Annotated in this window: 14 protein-coding genes and 4 pseudogenes; 15 read left to right on the forward strand and 3 right to left on the reverse strand. The window is 47.3% G+C overall.

Going from position 1 to position 23158, the window contains the following annotated elements:
• The first annotated feature begins 7 nt into the window (after window positions 1-7).
• The 8 genes and pseudogenes from DXA15_RS01375 (at window position 8) to DXA15_RS01405 (ending at window position 9034) form a co-directional block, all read left to right on the forward strand.
• On the forward strand, window positions 8-1723 hold the full coding sequence (locus tag DXA15_RS01375) for a TonB-dependent receptor (RefSeq protein ID WP_128132891.1): 1716 nt from the start codon (window positions 8-10) through the stop codon (window positions 1721-1723).
• On the forward strand, window positions 1720-2139 hold the full coding sequence (locus tag DXA15_RS27475) for a TonB-dependent receptor (RefSeq protein WP_128132892.1): 420 nt from the start codon (window positions 1720-1722) through the stop codon (window positions 2137-2139). Before DXA15_RS01375 ends, DXA15_RS27475 begins: the two co-directional genes overlap by 4 nt.
• A gap of 269 nt (window positions 2140-2408) precedes the next feature.
• Window positions 2409-6117 (forward strand): annotated as a pseudogene (locus tag DXA15_RS01385) (cobaltochelatase subunit CobN).
• Window positions 6114-6467, forward strand: coding sequence for a hypothetical protein (locus DXA15_RS25760; protein ID WP_233566654.1), 354 nt, complete (start codon window positions 6114-6116; stop codon window positions 6465-6467). The pseudogene DXA15_RS01385 and the gene DXA15_RS25760 overlap by 4 nt, the downstream one beginning before the upstream one ends.
• A 2-nt stretch (window positions 6468-6469) precedes the next feature.
• Window positions 6470-7174 carry a hypothetical protein gene (locus DXA15_RS01390; protein WP_128132893.1) on the forward strand — a complete coding sequence of 235 codons (705 nt, stop codon included), beginning with the start codon at window positions 6470-6472 and terminating at the stop codon, window positions 7172-7174.
• A 7-nt stretch (window positions 7175-7181) separates the two neighbouring features.
• Window positions 7182-7815: pseudogene (locus DXA15_RS01395) on the forward strand (MotA/TolQ/ExbB proton channel family protein).
• A complete protein-coding gene (locus DXA15_RS01400; RefSeq protein ID WP_075559044.1) occupies window positions 7812-8138 on the forward strand; it encodes a DUF2149 domain-containing protein in 327 nt (108 codons plus the stop codon). Before DXA15_RS01395 ends, DXA15_RS01400 begins: the two are co-directional and overlap by 4 nt.
• A gap of 50 nt (window positions 8139-8188) precedes the next feature.
• Window positions 8189-9034 carry a hypothetical protein gene (locus DXA15_RS01405; RefSeq protein ID WP_128132894.1) on the forward strand — a complete coding sequence of 282 codons (846 nt, stop codon included), beginning with the start codon at window positions 8189-8191 and terminating at the stop codon, window positions 9032-9034.
• A gap of 7 nt (window positions 9035-9041) precedes the next feature.
• On the opposite strand, the gene DXA15_RS01410 is transcribed toward DXA15_RS01405, so the two are convergent.
• From DXA15_RS01410 to rhuM, 3 genes and pseudogenes are all read right to left on the reverse strand, one after another.
• Window positions 9042-11438 carry a BamA/TamA family outer membrane protein gene (locus DXA15_RS01410; RefSeq protein ID WP_233566655.1) on the reverse strand — a complete coding sequence of 799 codons (2397 nt, stop codon included), beginning with the start codon at window positions 11436-11438 and terminating at the stop codon, window positions 9042-9044.
• Between the two features lie 47 nt (window positions 11439-11485).
• Window positions 11486-16088, reverse strand: a pseudogene (locus DXA15_RS01415) (translocation/assembly module TamB domain-containing protein).
• 130 nt (window positions 16089-16218) lie between these two features.
• Window positions 16219-16521 (reverse strand): annotated as a pseudogene (gene rhuM, locus DXA15_RS25765) (RhuM family protein); the annotation flags it as partial.
• Between the two features lie 273 nt (window positions 16522-16794).
• Between rhuM and DXA15_RS01425 the strand changes: the two are divergent.
• The 7 genes from DXA15_RS01425 (at window position 16795) to DXA15_RS01450 (ending at window position 22989) form a co-directional block, all read left to right on the forward strand.
• Window positions 16795-17223, forward strand: a complete 429-nt coding sequence (locus DXA15_RS01425; RefSeq protein WP_233566657.1) for an endonuclease domain-containing protein — start codon at window positions 16795-16797, stop codon at window positions 17221-17223.
• A gap of 17 nt (window positions 17224-17240) precedes the next feature.
• Complete coding sequence (locus tag DXA15_RS25770) at window positions 17241-17492, forward strand: DUF4373 domain-containing protein (protein WP_233566659.1); 252 nt, start codon at window positions 17241-17243, stop codon at window positions 17490-17492.
• A 132-nt stretch (window positions 17493-17624) separates the two neighbouring features.
• Window positions 17625-18152: a hypothetical protein gene (locus DXA15_RS25775; protein WP_233566661.1), complete on the forward strand. Its 528-nt coding sequence runs from the start codon at window positions 17625-17627 to the stop codon at window positions 18150-18152.
• A complete protein-coding gene (locus tag DXA15_RS01435; RefSeq protein WP_128132895.1) occupies window positions 18149-18847 on the forward strand; it encodes a hypothetical protein in 699 nt (232 codons plus the stop codon). The genes DXA15_RS25775 and DXA15_RS01435 overlap by 4 nt, the downstream gene beginning before the upstream one ends.
• 205 nt (window positions 18848-19052) lie before the next feature.
• Window positions 19053-20333, forward strand: coding sequence for an ATP-binding protein (locus DXA15_RS01440; protein WP_128132896.1), 1281 nt, complete (start codon window positions 19053-19055; stop codon window positions 20331-20333).
• An 18-nt stretch (window positions 20334-20351) separates the two neighbouring features.
• The gene (locus DXA15_RS01445) at window positions 20352-22124 is read left to right on the forward strand and encodes an AAA family ATPase (protein ID WP_128132897.1); all 1773 of its coding nucleotides are present in this window, start codon (window positions 20352-20354) and stop codon (window positions 22122-22124) included.
• A 31-nt stretch (window positions 22125-22155) separates the two neighbouring features.
• Window positions 22156-22989: an HNH endonuclease gene (locus DXA15_RS01450; protein ID WP_128132898.1), complete on the forward strand. Its 834-nt coding sequence runs from the start codon at window positions 22156-22158 to the stop codon at window positions 22987-22989.
• The last annotated feature ends 169 nt before the right edge of the window (window positions 22990-23158 follow it).

Genomic DNA, 23158 nt, shown 5'->3' on the forward strand with positions numbered 1-23158 from the left:
TTCTTATATGAAAACGATATTATTGATCCTCGTATCAATATTAATAACCGGAAACCTGTCGGCGAATGAACCTCCCCGACAGGTTTCCGGTTGTATAACCGATGAAAAGGGGGAAACATTGCCTTATGCCAATATCCTGGTGAAAGGCACCACCCACGGTACGGCCTCCGACCTCGACGGCAATTACCGTCTGGTTATTCCGAAGCCCGGCGAATACCGTCTTCTCATTAAATACGCCGGTTTCGCTCCTTTCGAGCAACGTGTCTTCCTGAGTGGCGACACGACCATCAACTTCCGTCTGAAAGAGGATGCCCTCAACCTGAATGAAGTGACCGTTACGGCTACCCGTACGCCGAAGTTGCTGAAAGACGCTCCCGTCATCACCCGCGTGATCACCGCCACCGACATAAAGAAACTCAATGCCGTCACCGTCCAGGATTTGCTGGCAACGGAATTGCCGGGTATGGAGTTCACCCGCCAGATGGACGGACAGATCGCTATCAACATGCAGGGAATGAGTGGCAAGTACGTGCTTTTCCTGATCGATGGTGAACGCATGGCGGGCGAAACGCTCAACAACGTGGATTACAACCGCCTCAACGCTGACCATATCGAACGGATCGAGATCGTGAAAGGCGCCGCTTCGGCCCTGTACGGTTCGAGTGCAATCGGAGGAGTTGTCAACATCATCACGAAGGAACCTTCTAAACCCCTCGAAGTGAATGTGAACGGCTATTACGGCAGTAACAACGAACAGCGTTACGGCGGGACGATCGGCACGAAGCAGAAAAACGTCAGCAGCCTGACCTCCGTCATGTACAAGAACAGGGATCATTATATATTAAGAAATTCATCCCGCACCGACTCCGCTATCATCTATGGTGGAAAAGACCTGAGCGTCGACGAAAAGTTGTCGTGGAAGCTATCCGACAAGATCACCCTGACCGGAAAAGGCGGTTTCTACACCCGTCTGGCAGATAATGCGAACGATAAGAAAACCGACCGTTACCGCGATTACAATGGAAGTGTCCGCATGAATTACCTGATCTCGGATAAGCAGGACCTGACAGTCTCCTACCTGTTGGACCGCTACAACAAATACGATCATTATACGAAGAACGATGTCGATTCATTGAATTACCGTAACACCCAGCATACGGCGCGTGCCCAGTATAACTACTCCTTTACGCCGGGCAATACCCTGATCGGGGGAGCCGAGTTCTTCCGTGACGAGTTGATGTCTTACCAGTTCAATGGCGATACGCATGCTACCAATGACTATATTCTGTATGCCCAGCACGATTTCAACGTGACGGAGAAATTCAATCTGGTGTATGGAGGACGTATGGACTATTACAACTCTTTCGGAGCACATGTCAGTCCGAATGTCTCATTGATGTATAAGCTCAAGCCGCTGACATTTCGTACTTCCTATTCGCGCGGTTTCCGTGCCCCGTCGCTGAAAGAGATGTGGACCGAATGGGATATGGGCGGTATGAATATGTTCATTATTGCCGGTGACCCGAACCTGAAGCCGGAGATCAGCGATAATTTCTCTTTGTCTGCCGAGTATTCCCGCGACCGGGTGAACTTCTCCGTAATCGGTTATTACAATCATATAAAGGATAAAATCACGACTATCTTTAGCGCCGACAGGGATACCTCCTATTACAGGAATGTGGACAAATCGAAGCTGGCCGGCTGGATGCGAACCTGGCTGTGAAATGTCCGTATGGCTTTACCGTTAAGGCGGCCTATGCGTATGTACATGAGGATATGAAGCAAAACGGATACAACGTCTCTTCCACCCGTCCGCATTCGGCTACGCTGGGACTGAATTATGAATATACACGGAAGAATTATGAACTGAATGTGGCATTGAATGGCCGCTTCCTGAGCAAACTGGATACGTATGAGGCGAACAGCACGGGCGATCAATTCACCGCAGTACATTATGCCGGCTATCAGAACTGGCGGGTAACGGTTTCACAACGTCTGTTCGGTGCTTATATGCTTCAGGCGACGGTAGATAATATCTTTAATTACAAGCCGGACAATATTGCCTCCAACTCGCCTATGTCGCCGGGTACCACCTTTACGGTCGGGCTTTCCGTCAATATCGACGAACTGTTCAGATAAGCAAGTAAACAAAAACAAACCAATAAATAATGAAACGGAATTTAATAATTGCAGGAACACTAGTAGCAGTCGTGTTGGTTGCCTGGTTTGTATGGGCCAGGGTTGCCGGTACGACGAAGGTGGCCCTTGTGAACTTTCCCAACTATCAGGTGGCCAAAATGGTAAAATCGGTAGATACTGGTTTTATTGACCTGAAGCAACTGACGATCGATGATTTCGACCAGCTGAATCGGTATGATGCCGTCCTTGTCTTCGGTATGGGTATCCGGATGACAGACGAACACCGAGCCGTACTCGAAAAACTGAAGGCGAAGCAAGTGCCTGTCTTCTCGACGGCCGTAACCGACCCGGTAAATAATATCAGCAGCCTGGATTCTATCCAAAACAAACGGGTGGGCGATTACCTGTCGAACGGAGGTACAGCCAATTACCGCAGCCTCTTCAACTATATCCGTCAGGACTTGACGGGAAAGAGTCTTTTTACCGGCGAGGTCAAAGAACCGGTGGAGATCAGCTCCGATGTCCTTTTCCACCTGGATGATGAACGGGTGTTCGATACCGTAGCCGATTATGAGAAGTATTATAAAGAAAACGGTTACTATAAGGAAAATGCGCCGAAAGTGGCACTGATCGTTGGGATGGCGGGTCCGTTCGATACGAACAAGGACCATCTGGATTCCCTGATCATCAGTCTGGAGCAGCGCAATATGAATGTCTATCCCGTATCCGGTTTTGCCAGTCGCCTTCAGTTCCTGGAGGAGATCAATCCTGTCGCCGTGATCTATATGCCTCACGGTCGTTTGTTGATGGGACAGGGCGAGAAAGCAGTGGAATGGCTGAAGGCGCATAACGTCCCGATGTTTTGCCCGATCACCATCAACGATACCTATGATAACTGGATGGCAGATAAACGCGGGATGGCCGGCGGCTTTATGAGCCAGAGCATCGTGATGCCCGAACTCGACGGCGGCATTGCCCCGTTTGCCCTCAATGCACAGTTTATCGACAAAGACGGCTTATATCTGTTTAAGAATATCCCTGGCCGCCTCGCGCAGTTCACCGATATGGTTGCCAATTATCTGAACTTGCAGACGCTTCCGAACAAGGATAAAAAGATAGCTATCTATTATTATAAAGGTCCGGGCAAGAATGCCATGACGGCTGCCGGACTCGAAGTCGTTCCTTCGCTGTATAATTTCCTGAAGAAACTGAAAGCGGAAGGCTACGACCTCTCCGGCCTGCCCGCTACGGAAACGGCTTTCGAAGCGATGATCAACGAGCAGGGACCGGTGTTCAACGCTTATGCCGAAGGGAATATCCAGAAATACCTGGATTCCGGTTATCCCGCTTGGGTGTCGTCTCCGCAATACAGCGCCTGGCTGGAAGATATCCTTTCTCCGGCTATGCAGGATACGCTGGTCAGCCATTACGGCAGGGGACTGGGAGATTTCTATACCCGCGAAGCGGACGGTATCGAGCAGATTGCCGTGACCCGCATCGACCTGGGGAATGTCGTTCTCTTACCCCAGCCGACACAAGGTACAGGCGATAACTCCTTTGCTGCCGTGCATGGTTCGAACGAGGTCCCTCCTCACCATTATATCGCTTCTTACCTCTGGGTCCAGAAGGATTTCAAGGCGGATGCCATGATTCATTTTGGTACGCACGGCAGCCTGGAATTTATACCGGGCAAACAGGTCGCCCTGTCTTCCGACGACTGGACAGACCGTCTGGTAGGTTCGCTTCCCCATTTCTACCTTTATACAATCAGCGATGTGGGAGAAGGATTGATAGCCAAACGCCGCAGCTATGCGACAACCATCTCCCACTTGACTCCCCCGTTTATTGAAACAGGTCTTCGCCGGGAAGTGGATGATTTATTGAACGATATCAAACGTTACCTGGCAACTGACCTGCGTGACGAATCGCTGAACAGAAAGATTAAGAATAAAGCGATACAAATGGGATTGCATCGCGACCTTCAGCTGGACAGTCTCCGTACGCAGGCCTATACCGATGCCGAAATCGAAAAGATAGAAAACTTTGCGGAAGAACTCTGTGCCGAAAAGATTGTCGGCGGACAGTATACCTTGGGCGTTCCGTATGAAGAGTCAAAGATTGCCTCTTCCGTCAAACTGATGTGCACGGAACCGATCGCTTTCAGCTTGGCAAACCTGGATGAGGTACAGAAGAAAGTCACCCGGAAGCAAATCGAAAACCAGGCTTTCTTCAACGATAACTACCGTACAAAAGCACAGCTTGCCGTCAAACAGGTGATGGATAACCCGGCTCTGGCCAACGACCCGGCCTTGCTTGCCCGGCTGGGAGTCTCTCCCGAAACCGTAGCGAAGGCACAGGCAATCAAGAAAGCATCCGAACCGAAGATGAACCGGATGATGGCTATGATGATGTCAAAGATGACGGAAGAGTCCAAAGACGGTAAGAAACCGAAGATGGGACACGGTCATCCCGCCGGAATCCCCAAAACCGGAAAGATGCCGGACGCTGTCAAGAAGATGCTGGAAGAGAAGATGAAAGGCGAACAGATGCCTGCCGATACAACAGGCAAACATAAGGCAGTAGACAGCAAAAGCGGTGCTACCCAGCAAATGGATACCGTTACCCGCGAACAACTCCTGTTTGCCAATGCCGTGCTGGATATCCAACAGGCCATTCAGCATATAAACAACTATCGCGAATACCTCCGCCATACTCCGCAGATGGAACTGGATGCCTTCATCAATGCCCTGAACGGCCATTATGTAGCTCCGAGCCCGGGTGGCGATGTCATCTCCGACCCGAACGCGTTGCCTACCGGACGTAATCTTTACGGTATTAATGCCGAAGCGACTCCCACCCAGCAGCTTGGGAAAAAGGGAAAGAGATGGCGAACCGTATGCTGGCAGAACATGCCAAAAACCATGGCGGTGCCACTCCGAAGAAAGTTAGTTTTACCCTTTGGTCCGGCAGTTTCATTGAAAGCGAAGGAGCGACAATCGGCGAGATACTTTATCTGCTCGGCGTCGAACCGATACGCGACCAGTTCAACCGTGTGCTGGATATCCGCCTGATCGACACCAAAGACCTGGGACGTCCGCGTGTGGACGTGGTTGTGCAGACTTCCGGCCAGTTGCGTGACGTAGCCGCCTCCCGCCTTACCCTGATACAAAAGGCGGTGGATATGGCAGCCGCTGCCGGCGACGGTGACGACAACTACGTGGCCAAAGGCCGCAACGATGCCGAACGCGTCCTGCTGGATAAAGGTTTTTCTCCGAAGGAAGCACGCGAATACGCTACACAACGTGTGTTCGGCGGTGCAAACGGTATGTACGGAACCGGCATCACAGCCATGGTTGAAAGCGGCGACCGTTGGGAGAACGAATCGGAGATAGCCAATGTCTACCTGAATAATATGGGTGCCACCTACGGCAATGAAAAAGACTTCGGTGGTTTCAAACCCGGAATCTTCGAAGCGGCCTCCAAAACACGGAGGCAGTCGTGCAGCCCCGCCAGAGCAATACCTGGGGAGCGCTCAGCCTCGACCATGTGTATGAATTTATGGGCGGTATCAGTCTGACGGTCCGCAACGTGACCGGCAATGATCCCGACGCTTATTTCAATGACCTGCGTAACCGCCACCAGGCCCGTGTACAGGATTTGAAATCGGCTATCGGGGTAGAGACCCGTTCAACGCTGTTCAACCCGGTTTACATGAAGGAGCAGATGAAAGAGGGAGCTTCGGCAGCCAACGCGATGTCGGAAACGATCCGTAATACCTACGGCTGGAATGTGATGAAGCCGAAAGCCATCGACAATGAAATCTGGGACCAGTATTATGAAGTGTTTGTGAACGATAAGCTGAATGTCGGTGTCAGGGAGTTCTTCGAACGTGAGAACCCCGCAGCTTTGCAGGAAGCTACTGCCGTGATGATGGAACCGCCCGCAAAGGTTACTGGAAAGCAACTCCGGAACAGTTGAGGAATATCGCCGCCCTTCATTCGGAGCTGGTGGAGAAATATGATGCAGGTTGCAGCGGCTTCGTTTGCGACAATGCCAAGTTGCGCACGTTTATCGGCGAACAGTTATCCGCAGAATCAGCCAAACAATATCAGGGAAAGATTGAATCGGCCCGCAACGAAAGCATCTCCGGCGATGATAAGGGAGTGGTGCTGAAGAAAGACAAGAGCGTGCAGACCCAGGAATCGGGGTTGGGAGATAATATTTCTTCATTCAGCCTGGCTTTAATCAGCTTCTTCTGGCTGGCGGTCATCTTCCTGCTTATATTCTTCATCCGTAAAAGAACCCGGAAGGGAAAAAGGAGAAAATAACGATGGATAATATCTTGCTGTTATTATCACTTTTCGCAGTCGTGAAAAGCCTGTTTATGACAAGCCTGTTGCCGAACCGTTGGTACAGGCTTGCCTTCAGCCTTTCGCTGGGCGCATTTATCATGCTCTGCCATCCCTATGCCATGGAGGTAAATAAACTGGAGTTACAACGGGTGCTCTCCACACAGTCTGCCATGATGAATATTTCGCTGGTGGTGATGGTGGATATGCTGTTGTCCGGTTATTTCTGCATGGCCCGCATAAAGGATTGGGAAGAGGGCAACTCTTTCCGGTGGTACACGAAGTTGTTCCGGTATATACCCTCCCTGCTGGTTTTCCCTGCCCTGTACTATATTCATATCACCCTGTTCTTTACGTTGACGGGAGTTGATTTTATGCGTACGAGCATCGGACTGGCAGTCGGAGTAACGGTTGCGTTCTCACTGGCATCGTTCTTTATGCGCAAGCTGATTGCGGAAAAGGAGCTGCTGATAGAACTGGTCGTTATCCTGACCTTCTTCGTCTGCGTACTGGTTATCTGCTGTACGATTTTCCATCCGTCGGCTACAGTCTACAACCATGCTTCGCCGGTCGACTGGGTAGGCTGTGCCGGTACGTTGGCCCTGTTGCTGGTTATTTTCATCCTCGGATATCTTTGGACACAGGTGGTCCGCATTTATAAACAACATAAAAATTCTAAGCACTAAATATATTATGGAACAAGTATCAAATATTTTATTCTGGATATCGAGCGGGTTACTGGTACCCGTTATCGTCGGATTGCTTTTTTTCTTCGCCAAGAGTATCGTTATGCTGGGAGGCTTTGCCGGCCAATATATCCAGCGCATAAAACAAGATAAACAATTACGTACCCGCATGGACCAACTGGATCAGGCGACCATCCATACTTTTTCGGAAGAACTGGAAGAGCAGCCGGATTCGCTGTTTACCCGTACTGCCCGGCAGTTGTTGTCTACCGGCAGCACGGCCGTGTCCAACCGTATCCTCTCCGAGTATGAGGTAACGGCAGATGCCGAACTCGGCAAATATAAAGTACTGGTTAAATTCGGTCCTATCCTCGGGCTGATGGGAACTCTGATTCCGATGGGACCTGCTAGCGGGACTTTCCACCGGCGATATTTCATCTATGGCCTACAATATGCAGGTCGCTTTTGCGACGACGGTATTGGGCTTGTTTTCCGGTGCGGTCGGATTTATCCTGTTACAGGTAAAACAGCGCTGGTTCACTTCCGACCTGGTTTATCTCGATTTCCTGTCTGACCTCCAAAAAGAGAAACCTCAGGCAGCAAAAGCCACATTAGTCACTTCAAAAGCCGTAAACGAATGAGCCGCCGCCGGATATTGAACGCAGCCGAGGACCATGACCCGGTTGCGATGTTGTCGAACCTGTTCGACGTGGCGATGGTTTTTGCCGTCGCCCTGATGGTTGCCCTGGTGACTAAGTTCAACATGACGGAGATATTCTCGCAGGAAGATTATACGATGGTAAAGAATCCCGGAAAAGAGAATATGGAAATCATAACGAAAGAAGGACAGACGATTACGAAATACAAACCTTCGGAAAGCCAGGAAAAATCCGGTAAGAAGGGAAAGAAAGTCGGAATCGCTTATGAAATGGAGAACGGCGAGATTATTTATGTTCCCGAATAAAAAAAGGATTACTTTTGAAACCAATATAAACAAATACATACATTACATTTATGAAACTTACTTCACCCTGGACGGGAATCCTGTCCTTTCTGATTGTTCTTTTCACTATGCCGTTGGGACATGCCGCCATGATTCTGATGGAAAAACTGCTGGGTCATAATTATCTTTATCCTGCCGCATTCGGGTTGGGAGTATTGGGTGTCGTGATGCTATTGGTCGGAATTATTTCGAAGAAAGAGACTTCGGCTACATTCTGGGGATTGTTTGGAGGACTGTTTGTCTGGACGGGTTGGATTGAGTTCGGGTATGTTTACTTTGCCAACCGTTTCGGTGTGCAACCCCTGATTGAGAACGGTGAGGTGGTGACTAAGCCGGAGTATCTGATTATGCCATCCTCCTACGGTTTTTGGGCGATTGTCATGCTGTTCTATATTTTCAGTACCCGTTCCGGTTGTAACTTTTTTAACTGGATACAACGCAAGATACATTACGGCCAGCCGGTAGAAACGCTTCAGCCGATTGTGCGCAATGTGGCTATGACAACCTTTATGGAACTGAACGTGCTGCAGTGGACTTGCTATATGGTCTTGCTCTTCGCCTATGACACTGAGTTCCTGGGCGACCGTCATCCGGTGACGATGCTGATTGCTTTCGGTTCGCTCGCGTGGTCGATCTACCTCTTTATCCGTTTGCTGAAAATCAAGAAACTGGCCTATGCCATCCGTTATGCCATCCCGACCGTGATTATCTTCTGGACCTTTGTCGAGATATTGGGCCGTTGGGACATGCTGACCGAAATATGGGTAGAACCTTCCCACTATTGGTTGGAGATGACAATGATGGCTGTCGCCTTCCTGGTTTTACTGGGTGTTCTGCTGTTCAGACATAAGAAATGAGGAACTCCTAGAACGGATACCCGATTGCCAGATGCCATCCCGGTTTATATTTGGGGACGTTGAAGTAACCATTCTTGTCCGTTTCGTAAGGAACATGTAATGGGATACCCATATCCAGGCGGATTACGATAAAGGTCAGGTCGTAACGCAGGCCGACACCGGCATCCAGCGCCAGGTCTTTCAGGAAACGTCCCCATTTCAGTTGCCCGCCGGGACGCTGTTTGTCTTCACGGATCAGCCAGATGTTACCGGCGTCTACGAATGCAGCCCCGTGCAGGTCGCCCAGGATCGGGAAACGATATTCGAGGTTGGCTTCAAATTTCAGGTCACCGGTCTGGTCGAGGTAGCTGTAAGTAGACTTTTCGGGAAGGTAACGGCCCGGACCGATCGAACGGATCGTAAAGGCACGCAAACTGTTGGCTCCCCCGATATAAAACTGCTCGCTATAGGGAGCAACTCGGGCGTTCCCGTAACTGTAGACGGCACCCGCCATCATGCGTCCGACCAGATGCTGGTTATGGCCGATCTTATAATCGTAACGTATCTCGGCTGTCCCTTTCACGAACTGGGCGAACTTGTTTCCCAACAGATGTTTCCCCTCTTCGTTGAATTTCTTTCCGGCAATAGCATAGCCGGCACCCAGCAGGTTACCTGCCTGCGAAACGGCAAGCTGGAACCACGTATGGTTCCGGCGTGTAGTGATCGGGGCATCATCATAGGTATAGGTATAACCCATTGCCGGCACGAACTGGTTTTCCAGACTCAGTTTTAACGCCTTGTTATCCTTTGTTATGCTATCGAACTCATGCGTCGTAGACTGGAGCAGGTTGTACGTCAGCTTGAACGGCGTGATCGAATGGTGGCTGGTGGCGGACGACTGGTAATCGTAGGAAGCACTTCCGCCGAAAGCCAGCATCTTGAAGAAACGTGCCCGGTTCAGCTGGTCGACATACAACCGGAAAGAGGTACTTGACGGATACAAGCCGTCTTTCTTCATCATTCCCGGGAAAAGCAATTGCGGGAATGTCAGCGTTCCGCTCAATCCCATCTCCCAGCTGTTGATGGCCGATTTGGCACCATCCACCCGGTTGCCGGTCTGCCATTCGTAAGAACCGCGCAGGCGTACCCCGAAAGTCTCGCCGCCACCGAACACGTTCCGTTTCGTAACGCTGAAGATGGCTCCCGGTCCCACCTGGTCGTTACTTTTGGAGGTGACGTTCACTTCCAGTTCACCGTCGAGCGGAAGGTCGTAGACCGTGTTGATCTTCAGGTCGAGCGTATCCTGGCGCCGGGTGGTGTCGCGCGGGGTATATTGCATTTCGGAATACCGGAAAATACCCAGGCGCGAATAGCTGGTCTGGGTCCGTTGCTGTTTTTCCTGCGAATAAAGGTCGCCCGACCGGAACCGCAGGCGGTTATAGAGCACCGACGGGCGGACGCGCAGTTTGCCTTCGTAATAGACGGTCATGTCTTTGTAACGTACTGAATCGGTGGGTGTCTCATTGTTATAGCCGTTCAGCCAGACTGATATATCGCCGATCTTCCACGGGCGAAGAGCGGCACGTGACAGTCCGGGTTTGGTCATGATGCGGAGTGCCACCTTGCCGGGATTCATGATGGTATCAGCCTGGTAAGTGATGAACTCGGGACGGAAATAATAAAAGCCGTTGTTGCGCAACAAGGAGGAGATACGTTGCCGTTCGGCTTCCAGATTCGTCACGTTGAAGTTTTCGCCGTCATGAAGCAGGCGTTCGCCTATCGTATTTTGTATCAGTGTATCCATCCGGTGACGCATCCTTACATAACGGATACTGTCGTAGGTGTAGGGATGGTTCATGGCCACCTGGTAAATGAGTTTTGCTTTCTTCGCATTTTTCGGATTGGTATCCACCTGGAAAGAAGTCGTTCCGTTGAAATAGCCATATTCCTTCAACAGGTTTTGCGCTACCTTGATGCGGACTTCGGGATTTACGGTGGAGACGAACACCGGTTTAGCAGCCAGCTTGTCGAAAATCCATTTCCCAATCTTCCCCTTTTTATTGACAAATGCATTATAGACCCAGAGGCCGAAAGGCAACGGCACACGGATGGACGAACTTCCCAGCAGGGCATTGTTGGGCGGATAGGCAAGGGCGCCTTCCACTTCGGCGAGGGCATCTTCGCCGGCGGTGGTTTTATCGTCATCGGTGACATCGATCTTTTTAATGCCGGTGTAGAGTACTTCGCCTTCTGGCAGATTCTTCGTTGTCGAACAGGAAGAGGATAGCAGGATCAGGGTAGTGAATAGGAAAATTATGACACACCCCCTGCCCCCTCTCGAGAGGGGAGACGGATACTCTCTGTTGTGGAAACTGTTGGTAACTTTTCCCCTCTCGAGAGGGGGCAGGGGGTGTGTTATCGCCATCCTGTTTAACAGTCTGTATAATTTGTATAATATGTCCTTATTTTCCATCATTCTTCTTCATTTACCGGTTTGGGTCGATTCTTTTTAAAATTGAACAGTTCGCGCAGATGGAGCATCTTGCGGCGCAGGACGATACCGGCACCTGTTTCGGTGATCTCACCTTCTAGCAGACTTTCGTAGTTCTTATCGTGGAACAGCTTCACGTAGCGGGTTCCGCTGGCATCCAGCCGGTATTCGATCGAGACGTTGTCGATAAAGGCCTGTGTCTGGCTGCTGTTGCTGGCATTTTCGCCAGTCGAGATGCGTCCGCCCAGCACGACACGGATGCGGTCGTTCCAAAAACGTTTGGCGAAACTGAAATTATAATCGGTACGCTGGCCGCCTGAGCCGTCGCCGTTCTCGTCGTAGGTATCCATACCGAAGGAGATGTCGACCGTTTTCAGGGCACTTCCGGCAATGTTGCTGATCTCGCTGTTGAGGAAGCTGTTCAGGGCGGCACCCATGTTCAGATTCTGTTTGCCGCTTCCTGAGTTGCCCAAATACATGCCGGTCATGATCATGCCGACTGCCAGTTTCGTGCGTTCATCTTCACCCAGGCTGCTCAATTCGGTCTGCATCGCCTGGTCTTCGGGAGCCGTCAGGACGAATTGCAGGCCCAGGTTCTCCAACTGCTGTTTGAGGGCGATGCCCACGTCGAAATTCACCATGCGCGGGTTCTGTCCGCTGAGCGTCACGTTCGTGCGGATGCGTTCGGTGGCAGTCAGGTTCAGGTACGGGTCCATCGGATCGCCGCTCCACTGCACATAACTACCGTTTTCGATATTAAATTCTTTCAGCGGGATGACCGGCAGGGCATATTTCACGATGCCGCCCGAAAGGGTATATCGTCCGTTCAGGATCATCTCGCCCTGCGGGGTATACTGGAAAGAAAGGTCGCCACCCCCTTCGAGCTCGACTTTGCTGGAGCGGTCGGGTGTAATGTCGGCGTTCAGCCGTACGGACTGGTCGATGCGGATGGTCAGCAGCATATCCAGGCCGCCCAAAGGCAGCGGGGCTTCTTGCCGGCGTCGGTTCACCAGCGTGTCTTCGAACGAAGTGAAAGTCACCAGGTCGGACAGACGGTCCTGTACCGTCAGCGGCGAGTCTTTCATGACATAGGTCACATTGGTTCCTCCCAGCAGTTGCAGGCTGCCGCGCATCATTAAGGCATCCAGCGGACCTTTGACCGTCGACGCCAGGTTGACGAGCAGTTTGCCGTACACCATGCTTTCCTTGTTACGCTTCACGTCGAGCAACTGCATGTTGTCGGCATTCAGCTTCAGGTCGGCCATCATCCGCGAAGGATTATTGAAGTCGATCGTGCCGTCTATCACGAACGGGTTCTTTCCGGCTGCGTGGATATGGTATTTGTCGAATAGGATCTTATTTTCTTTCACCACGATTTTCTTGTCGTCCACCCGGAAACTGGTTCCCACGGCAGTGACGAACATTGAAGTCGAATCCATTTCGATATATCCGTTCATTTCGGGAGCTTTGCTGCTGCCCTTTATCGTCATGTTCCCTTCTAGCACGCCGCTGAGCGCCGCCATATTATCCGGGATAAACGGGTTCACCATATCCAGCGGCAGATGCGTTACGTCGAGTGTCCCGTCCAGATGGTCGTTTTCTCCCATCTTGTAAAGGGCGGTTGCCGACATAACTTCGTTTTGGTCGCGGAAGAAGTGCATGTCGACCTGGTGTGTATTGTCTGCCAGCGGGAGATAAACGGTGCTGAACATCAGTTCGCCTACCCGTCCGCCTTCATAGATCAGATTGTCAATATTCGCATCGACAACGACCAGAAACGAACTGTCCGACGGAGCATACTGCATGTCGGCGCTCAGGATACCCTTCATCGAAGGTATCTCCGCAAAAGCCTTTGAGATCACATCGAGGTTGATCTGGCTCAATTCCAGATGCAGTTCCTCCATCTTATCCTTTTCGGGCAGCGAATGTATCCACAGGGAGGCGTTTTCTTCGCCCGACAGGCGGAGGTCGGCGGCAATATCTTTTTCGTTCTTATAAAGGATATAATTGTCCGGGTTCAGCTTGAAAGGACGGAATGCCAGAATCGGATTGTCCGGGAACAGATGGAGGTTGAAACCTTCTTCCACCTTGTCGGCACGCAGTCCGAGCAGGATACCGGTTTTCCCCAGGCCGTCCGTGTATAGGAGTTCGGCATCGGCAAACGTATTCCTGACCTTCCCCTTGACTCCGGCTGTGAACGGAGCCTGCTGGCGGAATTTCGTCTTGATGACATCGGCCTGATACAACAGTCCGAGCGAGTCCTGCCGGATCGCAAAGCTGACTGTGTCTATCCGCGTCGTGTCCTGCATCAGGTTGTAAATGCCGGCATCCAGCCGGAAACCTTCTTCGGGAGAGGTGAACGCCTCCAGGTTCAGGTTGTTGAACGAGACGTTCGCCTGCTGCAATATATTATAAATCGGATTATCTTTCCCTGCCGATATGGCAGATGCATATCCGGCAGCAACGGTTTAAAGGCGGGAATATTGATCATCGAATCTTTCTCGAGCTGTTTGTTCAACCCTTCGGAAATCTTGTTGAACTTATCGGTCATGGTCTCCAGGTCGGAGTTGCCGGTCAGCACGATCCCGAGGTCGCCGGCATGGAAGGAGACGCGGGTGGTGTCCTTGGAGCTTTGGGCGTGCAGGGTCAGTGTCTTCGGTTTATAAATACCCGTGGTGGTGGTCAGTTCCCAGTTTCCGAGGGTGACGTCGACCAGGTTGTTCTTTCCCATATCGGTTTCCGCTTCCGCGAAAAGCTGAAAGGAGGTTGCCAGCGAGTCGTTCATCAGATGCATGCCATAGAGGTCGAAGTTTTCGACATCGGCTATCAGCATGGCTTTGATCTCTTTCTTTTGCAAGGTCGCATTCAGCGTCATATCCATCTTTGCCAGCGGATATTTGCTCAGCAGGTCGAACTTTACGAAGTTCTTTTCCAGCGAACCGGCCAGGGTGACGTCCGATACGTTGTAATTGCCGTATCGTATATCCGTCAGTTTTCCGTCCAGCTTTGCCCAGGAAGAGGTTTTGAAGGGATCGAACCCTTGGCCTTCCGCCTGTATGGAAGCGCTCATATAATAGAGCGAATCGAGCGGCATAAAATGCACCGGCTCCAGGCTATCCACTTTCAGGTCGGCTTTATAAGCCTCTTTGGCCGGGTTGAAACGGCCTGTCAGCAGGACTTTCCCTTTGTCTTCTTTCAACAGGAGATCGGCTTGATACTCATTATTCTTCAGAGCCGCCTCGCCGGTCAGGGTGATGCCTGCCGGAATATTATACCGGTGGCGTTCGGCGAGGGGAAGCATCGTCAGCAGGAAATCGAGATTGCCGGTTTTAGCTTTCAGGTCCAGTTTTCCAGAACGGCGCATACTGTCGGTCAGTACTTTCATCGTTCCGGAAACGTCCATCCGGAAAGTCCCCGGCAACTCAGCTTTCAACTGGCGGAGCAGCATGGACGATAAGTTTCCCTCTACTCCGGCAGTCAGTGAAACCGGTTTCTGCGGATAGGCTTTCTGAAAATCTTCGGGCAGTGCACCGGCAAATGTCATCACATCTTCTTTTCCCAAAGAGGCAGTTAATAACACCCGCATATCACCTCGGGGTTTTCATCGAACGAACTCCAGGGAACCATCGCCAGCAGGCGTGCTTCCGAAGCAGCTGTTTTCAGTAATAATTGCGGTACACTAATAGTCGTGCTGTCGCTGTGAAGGCTTCCGGTCAGCGAAGTGATCGCCAGTCCGGAACGGTCGTTGGCAGAGAGTTCGCGTATCCGTGCCTTTATGTCCCTCCCTCCGTAGAACAGCGAATCCAGGGTGATATTGACATTACTCAGGGCGATATGCGAAGGGTCGAAACCTATCACCGGCTCCTGGTCGTTGCCGTCGTATCCCAGTGTCGAACCGGTCAGCGTGAACAGGTCTGCTCCATATTGTGAGGTGCCCAGGTCTACGACGCCGTCTTTCAGGTTCGCCTTATCTATATAGGTAGTCAGGCGCAACGAGTCGGCAGGCATCTGCATGGCAAACGCCACCCGGTCGAGATTGATCTTTTCCAGTTTCAATATCCAGTTGACTGGGGTGGAGGTGGTGTCGGCTTTCGTTGTCGTATCGTTCAGTAGCAGGGTGATAGCGGTATCGGACAGGTCGATTGTATTGAGCGTCACCTGTTCTTTCGAGAGATTGATGCGGTCGGCCTTGGCATATAAGCGTCCTAGCACACCTTTTATCTCCATGCCTTCGATAAAAGTCCCGGTATTCACTTTCACCCCTTCCAGATTGATGGCGTCTACCAGCACTTCTTTTTTCAGCAGAGGCAAGGCACGTACATTGACGGAAAGGCTTTTCAGCGTCAGGAGCGTATCGGTAGGAGCCGTCAGGACTTCTACGCCCCGCACAGTCAGGTTCAGCGGGAAGGAGAGGCGTATCCGCTCGATCCCGATCTGCATCCCGGTCGCTTTTCCGGCATAGTAGGCGGCCTGTTTCACTGCAAAATTCTGTACAGGCGGTATATATAAAAGCACAGAGACGAGTAATATCAATACCACCGGTATCAACAACACAATCCCTATCCGTTTTATCCAAATCCTCATCTTTTTATCAGCGTTTTCTTTTTTATTATCATAACGGCTAAATACCCTGTTTTGTTTGAAAATTCTTTAACAAATATAGAAATAAAATTTCGTAATAAAAACGGGGTAATGTGATAATATGCCAATTAGTTACACCTGGACTCCGTTTTGTGAAAAGCATTAAGACATTTTCATCAATATAATTATCGATAAGTACAATTGATTTGCGGGCCGATCTTATCAGGTCGGCAGCAAATTTATAAGCATCGAACAATTGACCGTCGAAGAAAATTCCCTCGACAGGGGGAAGCGATGTTTTGTTGGCCCAAATACGAAATCGTATTCCAGATTGAGATTTTACCCGATATCCAATTGATAAAATCATCTCCAGATTGTAAAACTCCATTTTATAAGTTTTGCCATCTCTTGCAGTTGTCGCAAAATTTGCGACAACTGGTAAATCTTTAAGTTCTTCTTTTTTATTTGTCCCGTATCTGTTTTTCTGTGGAAAATATTCAGATAAATTCGAACAAATAACTATCGTTGTTTTCGTCGAGGATGCCGTTTTGATGGAGGACGTCGTAAACGTTTTCGAATGATTTTGTGCCGAAACCTCTGAAGCATCTTTTTCAATCTGACACCTTATTTCTGAAAGCCAGTCTCGAATTTTACATTATCTTCCCTTCCCTGTTTCACCCCATCCGAGTCCGTTTTCAATTTCTCCCGGATGAAATTTGATTTTCTTCCGAAAGGAATTGTATTTTCTCCCGGAAGGGCGTTTTCCTATAAAAAAACAACAGTTTTCACCGAAATGGGGAAATATACAATAAGTATTTTGGCGACGGCCTATTTTTCGCCGCTTAGCGCGTTGATCCTGAAGCATACGGGCGAGGAGGTGGTGGCGGAATACCGTTTCCATCCCGGGCGGGACTGGCGGTTCGACTTCGCCATCCCTTCCCGCCGTGTGGCTGTCGAGGTGGAGGGCGGCGCCTTCAACGGTGGCCGCCATATCCGCCCCGAAGGCTACCTGCGTGATATGGAGAAATATAATGAGGCGGCAGTCTCAGGCTGGTGCGTGATACGCGTGCTGCCTGGAGAACTGCTGATGCTGAAAACGTTACGGCTGGTTATCCGTGCGGTACAAAATCATAATTGAAAAAGTTTATAACAATCATGGCTAGACCTATTAAAAAAGGACTGGATTATTTTCCGGTCGATACCGATATATTTGAAAATATACAAGTACGTAAACTGAAAAGCCGCTACAAGTCGTTTGGTTTCCTGGCTTACTTTACGCTCCTGTGCGACATTTACAAAAAAGAGGGGTATTTCCTGCAATTGTCGGATGATTATGTGTATGACCTTGCTGATCGTTTGGGAGATACGGAAGAAAAGATTCAGGAAATAATTGCTTATTGTTTGTAGCTTGGTTTGTTCAATCAACAAAAATATGACTGTTATCATGTATTAACGTCTAAAAGTATTCAGGAAAGATACATTTTAGTTGTAAAACGATGCAAAAATCCCATTTCCGAAGAGTTTAATTGCATTAACATCGTGGAAAATGCTGTTAATGTATCAGAAACGGGGGTTTCTGTTACAGAAATGCGACAAAGAAAAGAAAAGAAAAGTAAAGTAAACTTACAACAACAGCAACAACACGCGTGCGAGGAGCCGAAAGAAGAACCGCAGAATTTGGATGAAGAGCGTGAGCAATGGAAAGATGCTTTGCTGGCAGACGAAGACTGGCAGGCCACCATCGTGCGTTATTCCGGAAAAGGCACAGCCGTCCTGCAATATGTGCGGGGAGCCATGGCCGTATTCGATGATTTCCTGCGCTTGAAATTCAGCCTGGATACGATCCGGACGAAAAAAGATTACAGCCAGAGTTTCATCGGCTGGTGGCGATACCACAATTTCAATCTGAAAACGGAAGAGCTTTCCGGCGGCGCGCAGCAGCATATTCCCAAAGTGATCTATTCATCCGGTCGGCCGGAACGTTCTTCGAAAGTAGAGGAATTGATGGAAACAGGGAAACGTGCGACGGAAATAGCCATGAAAATCTATAATTCGCAAGCCGTATGAGTTTGGAAATCAGACTGCAACATGCCATTGCCGACCGCCGCCTGATGACGTACCGGCCGGAGGAAATTCTTCCGGCGGTAAATCAAATATTATTCCAGACCTATGTCTTGCTGGGTTTTTCGCCTCCTAATGACCGTGATCTGGGTATTTTGATTGCTAAACTGGCAGCCGACCTTCAGGAGTCATATCCGAGCCTGACCTTGCAGGAGGTCGCCCTTTGTTTTGAATTGGGGGCCAAAGGTGAATACGGAGATTTCATGGGATTGAACCTGCGCACGATTACCCGCTGGCTGAAATGCTATCAAACCAGCGATTTGCGATACCGGGCTGTTGTGGAGCGTGAGCAAGCGAAATCGCTGTCCGCCCTTCCGCCCGTCTCCGAGGCTTACAAGGAGGAGCGCGAACGGGTATTTCTGCGCCGGGTGTTTGAGCAATACCGGGCAGGCTGTCCGATCGAGCGGCTTTATCCGGCGCGGGTGTATCTCTCCCTGCAAGCGCGGGGAATTATCCGCGACAGTCCGGAGGCGAAACGGACTGCCATGCGGCAAGCGGCCGGTTACCGGCCTGCCGGAAATATGGTCATAAACGAAGAGATGCGGCTGGCGATGGTTAAGCAGCAGGCGATGGGGATTTTGTTGAAAAGATTTTTTGATAAAGCGATAGAGGCGGGTCGGGAGTTATTGAAAGCGGGGTGATTTTGGTTTTAAAATGATTGACATTGATTTGGACTATAATAGGTTCACGTTCTCCCTTGTCTTTGATTATTCAATGTGGCCAAATTGGGTAGTATAAAGTCGCCAAATTGGGTAGTGAAAATGCGCCGATTTAAGCAATTTCGGATCGCCATATTTGGTAATCCTGATAAATTGAGTTATCTTTGCATCATAAATTCAATTATTTATGGCTAATAAATATCGTCCACGTATTATAGATATAGAACTCTCCACACGATTAAAAAGTATAGGTGCAATTGTTTTGGAGGGCGCAAAATGGTGTGGTAAGTCCACAACTGCGGAGCACCATAGCAATAGTGCTGTTTTTATGGATGATCCTCGCAGGCGTTCACAATACATGATATTCGCAGAAGATAATCCTGATATAATACTTAATGGAGAAACACCTCGTTTGATTGATGAATGGCAACTTGCACCTATAATATGGGATGCTATACGTTATACAGTGGATCATAGAAATGGAATGGGGCAGTTTATATTGACAGGTTCAGCCAAACCTGCAAATAGAGAAAAAATAAGTCATTCAGGAACCGGGCGTTTTGCTTGGTTACGGATGCGTCCGATGGCATTATTTGAATCTGGAGATTCTACTGGGGATATTAGTTTGTCAAAATTATTCAGTAATCCCAGAATGTCTATTGGATGTGAGGCAAAATCTGATTTACAAAGAATCGCGTTTTTAATTTGCCGTGGTGGTTGGCCGGTAGTTTCAGAATTATCTGAAGATGTCGCATTGAACCCTGCTAAAGATTATTATGATGCCGTAGTGAATGTGGATATTCGCCAAGTGGATGGGGTGGATCGAAGTGTTGAAAGAGCAAAACGACTTATGCGTTCATATGCAAGATTTCAAGGTACACAAACATCCATCAGGCAAATTGTTGAAGACATGAACGGTGGCGATCCCAATGTTGTGGAAGATAAAACGGTTAGGAACTATCTTGATGCATTACGTTCAATGTTTGTAGTAGAGGATATGCCTGCATGGAATCCAAATTTGAAATCTAAAACAGCTATACGTACTGCGGATACCAGATATTTTGTTGATCCATCAATAGCAACAGCCGCAATGGGAATAGGTCCTGGAGATTTAATGAACGATCTCAAAGCATTCGGTTTATTATTTGAAACATTATGTGTTCGTGATTTAAGGGTTTATGCCCAATCATTGGCGGGTGATGTATATCATTACCGGGACAAGAATGGACTGGAATGTGATGCTGTTGTTCATTTACCAAATGGAGATTATGCATTGATTGAAATAAAATTAGGAGGAGAGAAACTCATAGAAGATGGCGCAAATAGTTTGTTGCGACTAGCGTCTAAAATAGATGTTAATCGTATGAAGCATCCTTCTTTTCTCATGGTACTTACGGCCACTGGAACATTCGCATATAGAAGAAAAGATAACGTGTTGGTTGTACCTATTTCTACTCTTGGAGCATAATACATGATAACTTAGAGTATGGAACTGTTGTATTTATATGTTCATAATGACAATAAAAGCATAAAAGGATGTGAATATAATTTTTCGCCAAATTATAAGTTCACATATAATGCCACTACTAAAACCTTTCATATGGAGTGGCACAAGAATAATGTACCTAATAAATGGTTTGGCGATAATATCCTAAATATTACCGCAATTATAGGTAAAAATGCATCTGGGAAAACCAATTTATTGGAATGTATTATAAAATCTTTATGTGGACAAGGCGGAGGATGGATTATATGCTTGTATGAAGGACAGCTTTATAGCAATGTCCCCACATTATATTCGGAGATAAAATTTTTATTTGAAGTTAAACGATTTAACCGATGGGGAAGTCCTCTTAATGGGGAATTCGAAGAACGAATCAACAATACGGAAGTAATATTTTATTCAACGTCGATAGATAGGGCTCTATCGAATAAAAATTCTTATTACTCAAAATTTAAAGATATTTCAAATGCTTTTTTATTAAGAAAACATATATACGAAATAGGTAATACGCCAGATTTTGCCCATATTTCAGATATTGATGTGATGCAAACGGGTGATGTTTTTCGATTGTTATTGTTTTTGATATATACTCGCGATGGCTCTCAAAATATAATATCGTCATTTAAACTGCCAACTTATATTGAACTAACATTTCATGCATACAATCATTCAAATTTAGATCATCCTACATACAAGGAACTTTCGAAAGGATTGACGGATAGCTTTCAAGACCAAATAAAACTTAAAATCATACAGAGGATATTTGCGTTAGCATCAATACCAGACGCATGGAATAATACAACATCATTTGAAGAAGTTATTTCAGTTTTGAATACACGTGCTGAATATGGCTACAATATCTATGATTTATTATTAGATTTATTTCACAGAAAAGCCATTCGCTACAAACAACCTTTACAACGTGCGTCAATGGGAGGAGATGCTCCTTTAACTTTTGGAGTATATATTGACTTCATAGACTATGGATTCGTGAATGCTTTATATAACTATTACTATGCAATTCCAAAAGTATTGCCATATGCATCAAATAGGGCATTTGATAAGAATACATCCAATACTTGGGTAACTATAAAATATGGTGTTTCTTCAGGAGAACGTATTCTTTATACGTTATTAGCACGCATACTTGGTTCTATTTTTGAAAAACAAGGAGAAATCCATTATGTTCATGAACGGCGAATTGTAAACTCTCATTACTTTGATGGCAAAACTATTATATTATTACTGGATGAGCCGGACTTGCAATTACATCCAGAATGGCAACAAAAATTTTTGAATATACTTTTGTCATCTTTTGCTAAGTTCTTTCCAAAAGTAATGTTTCAGATAATTATCACATCACACTCTCCGATTTTAATATCAGATATTCCTAGAAGCAATATACTTTTCATTGAAAAAAGAGATGGGTATAGCCGTGTATGTACTCCAATAAGGCATAAAGAAACATTCGCTGCAAATATTCATACCCTCTACAACGATAGCTTTTTTCTCGAAGGTGTTCCTATTGGTGATTTTGCTAAATGCAAAATACAGGAAATCTATAATCGTCTTAATAATGCTGAGATATCCCCTGAAATACTTAAAGAAATATATAGAATTGGAGAGCCAATAATAAGAGGATTATTGCTGAAAGTATATGATTCTAAGCGTCAGAATCTTGCTCCAAACGTTAGGAAACAATACTTAATTGAGGAATTGAAAAAAATTGAAGATTCTGAAAAGGAAAACATATGATTCGAATATCTCACGAAAATATCGACAATATTTGTCGGGCGTATGTAGAATATGTCCTGACCATGGTGCGCAAGATAAAAATAACATATTCATTAAATATTTATTTGAAGAAGAAGGTAATCTTGAAAAGTATGTTTCTTGCTCGCCATATGATTTTAAAAATCTTATATTTGAATTTGAGAGCAGATTCCCAAACATAAATTTAACATCAAAAGAATGGAAAACTTTTTACACCTATATGATAGGGCAATATGAAAAGATTCGATATCAATATTTACCGACTGTCTTACAAGAATTAAATTGGGGCGTCTGCCCTTATTGTAATAGACATTATATTTTTGCAATTGACAGCAACAGAAAAGTCAGTGCCCAATTCGACCATTTTTATAGCAAAGTTTCTTATCCATATTTAGCTCTTTCATTCTATAATCTGATACCTTGTTGTCCAGATTGTAATAAGGCAAAAGGCGAAAAATCTATTAAAATCAATCCTTATGCAGAAGGATTTGATAATAATGGGCAAATTGAAATTGATTCATTATTAAATTGTATGCTTGGTAAGCGGAACTGGAATGTTGTGTTTAATGCAGATGATCGATGTCAAACAAATATTGAAGCATTTGCATTAGATGAATTATATCGTCACCATAAGGATGTGGCTTATGAAATAGTTTGCAAGGCAAGAGCAAATGAAGCTGGATATTTAAAAAAAATAATTCAAGTATATAGTGAAATGGGGCTTGATGCTGATACTATCCATAGAATACTATGGGGTTATTATATAGGTGAAGACGGATTATCAAAAAGACCGTTGTCAAAATTGACATCTGATATATTGAAACAGTTGGGAATACATAATTTATAGATATCTAAATAATTTATCTATCTTGGATATAAGTATTTGCCGATTCTGTGATAGTTCATTGTGTATTCTCTTCCAAAGTATGACTATGCAAAATGCTATGAATCTGTGATAAAAATGCAAATTTGTGGGGCTTTTCAGAGTTTGATTTTAGTCCCACGATTTATCCACC

The organism is Parabacteroides sp. AM58-2XD (assembly GCF_003463685.1).
Taxonomy (GTDB): domain Bacteria; phylum Bacteroidota; class Bacteroidia; order Bacteroidales; family Tannerellaceae; genus Parabacteroides; species Parabacteroides segnis.

What these genes read in the sequence shown, in the direction of transcription:
- DXA15_RS01435 (WP_128132895.1), top strand. Translation starts at nt 18,149, where the DNA reads ATGAGTTTGGAAATCAGACTGCAACATGCCATTGCCGACCGCCGCCTG.
- DXA15_RS01410 (WP_233566655.1), bottom strand. Translation starts at nt 11,438, where the DNA reads ATGGCGATAACACACCCCCTGCCCCCTCTCGAGAGGGGAAAAGTTACC.
- DXA15_RS01375 (WP_128132891.1), top strand. Translation starts at nt 8, where the DNA reads ATGAAAACGATATTATTGATCCTCGTATCAATATTAATAACCGGAAAC.
- DXA15_RS01440 (WP_128132896.1), top strand. Translation starts at nt 19,053, where the DNA reads ATGGCTAATAAATATCGTCCACGTATTATAGATATAGAACTCTCCACA.
- DXA15_RS01400 (WP_075559044.1), top strand. Translation starts at nt 7,812, where the DNA reads ATGAGCCGCCGCCGGATATTGAACGCAGCCGAGGACCATGACCCGGTT.
- DXA15_RS01425 (WP_233566657.1), top strand. Translation starts at nt 16,795, where the DNA reads ATGAAATTTGATTTTCTTCCGAAAGGAATTGTATTTTCTCCCGGAAGG.
- DXA15_RS25770 (WP_233566659.1), top strand. Translation starts at nt 17,241, where the DNA reads ATGGCTAGACCTATTAAAAAAGGACTGGATTATTTTCCGGTCGATACC.
- DXA15_RS01405 (WP_128132894.1), top strand. Translation starts at nt 8,189, where the DNA reads ATGAAACTTACTTCACCCTGGACGGGAATCCTGTCCTTTCTGATTGTT.
- DXA15_RS01390 (WP_128132893.1), top strand. Translation starts at nt 6,470, where the DNA reads ATGGATAATATCTTGCTGTTATTATCACTTTTCGCAGTCGTGAAAAGC.
- DXA15_RS01445 (WP_128132897.1), top strand. Translation starts at nt 20,352, where the DNA reads ATGGAACTGTTGTATTTATATGTTCATAATGACAATAAAAGCATAAAA.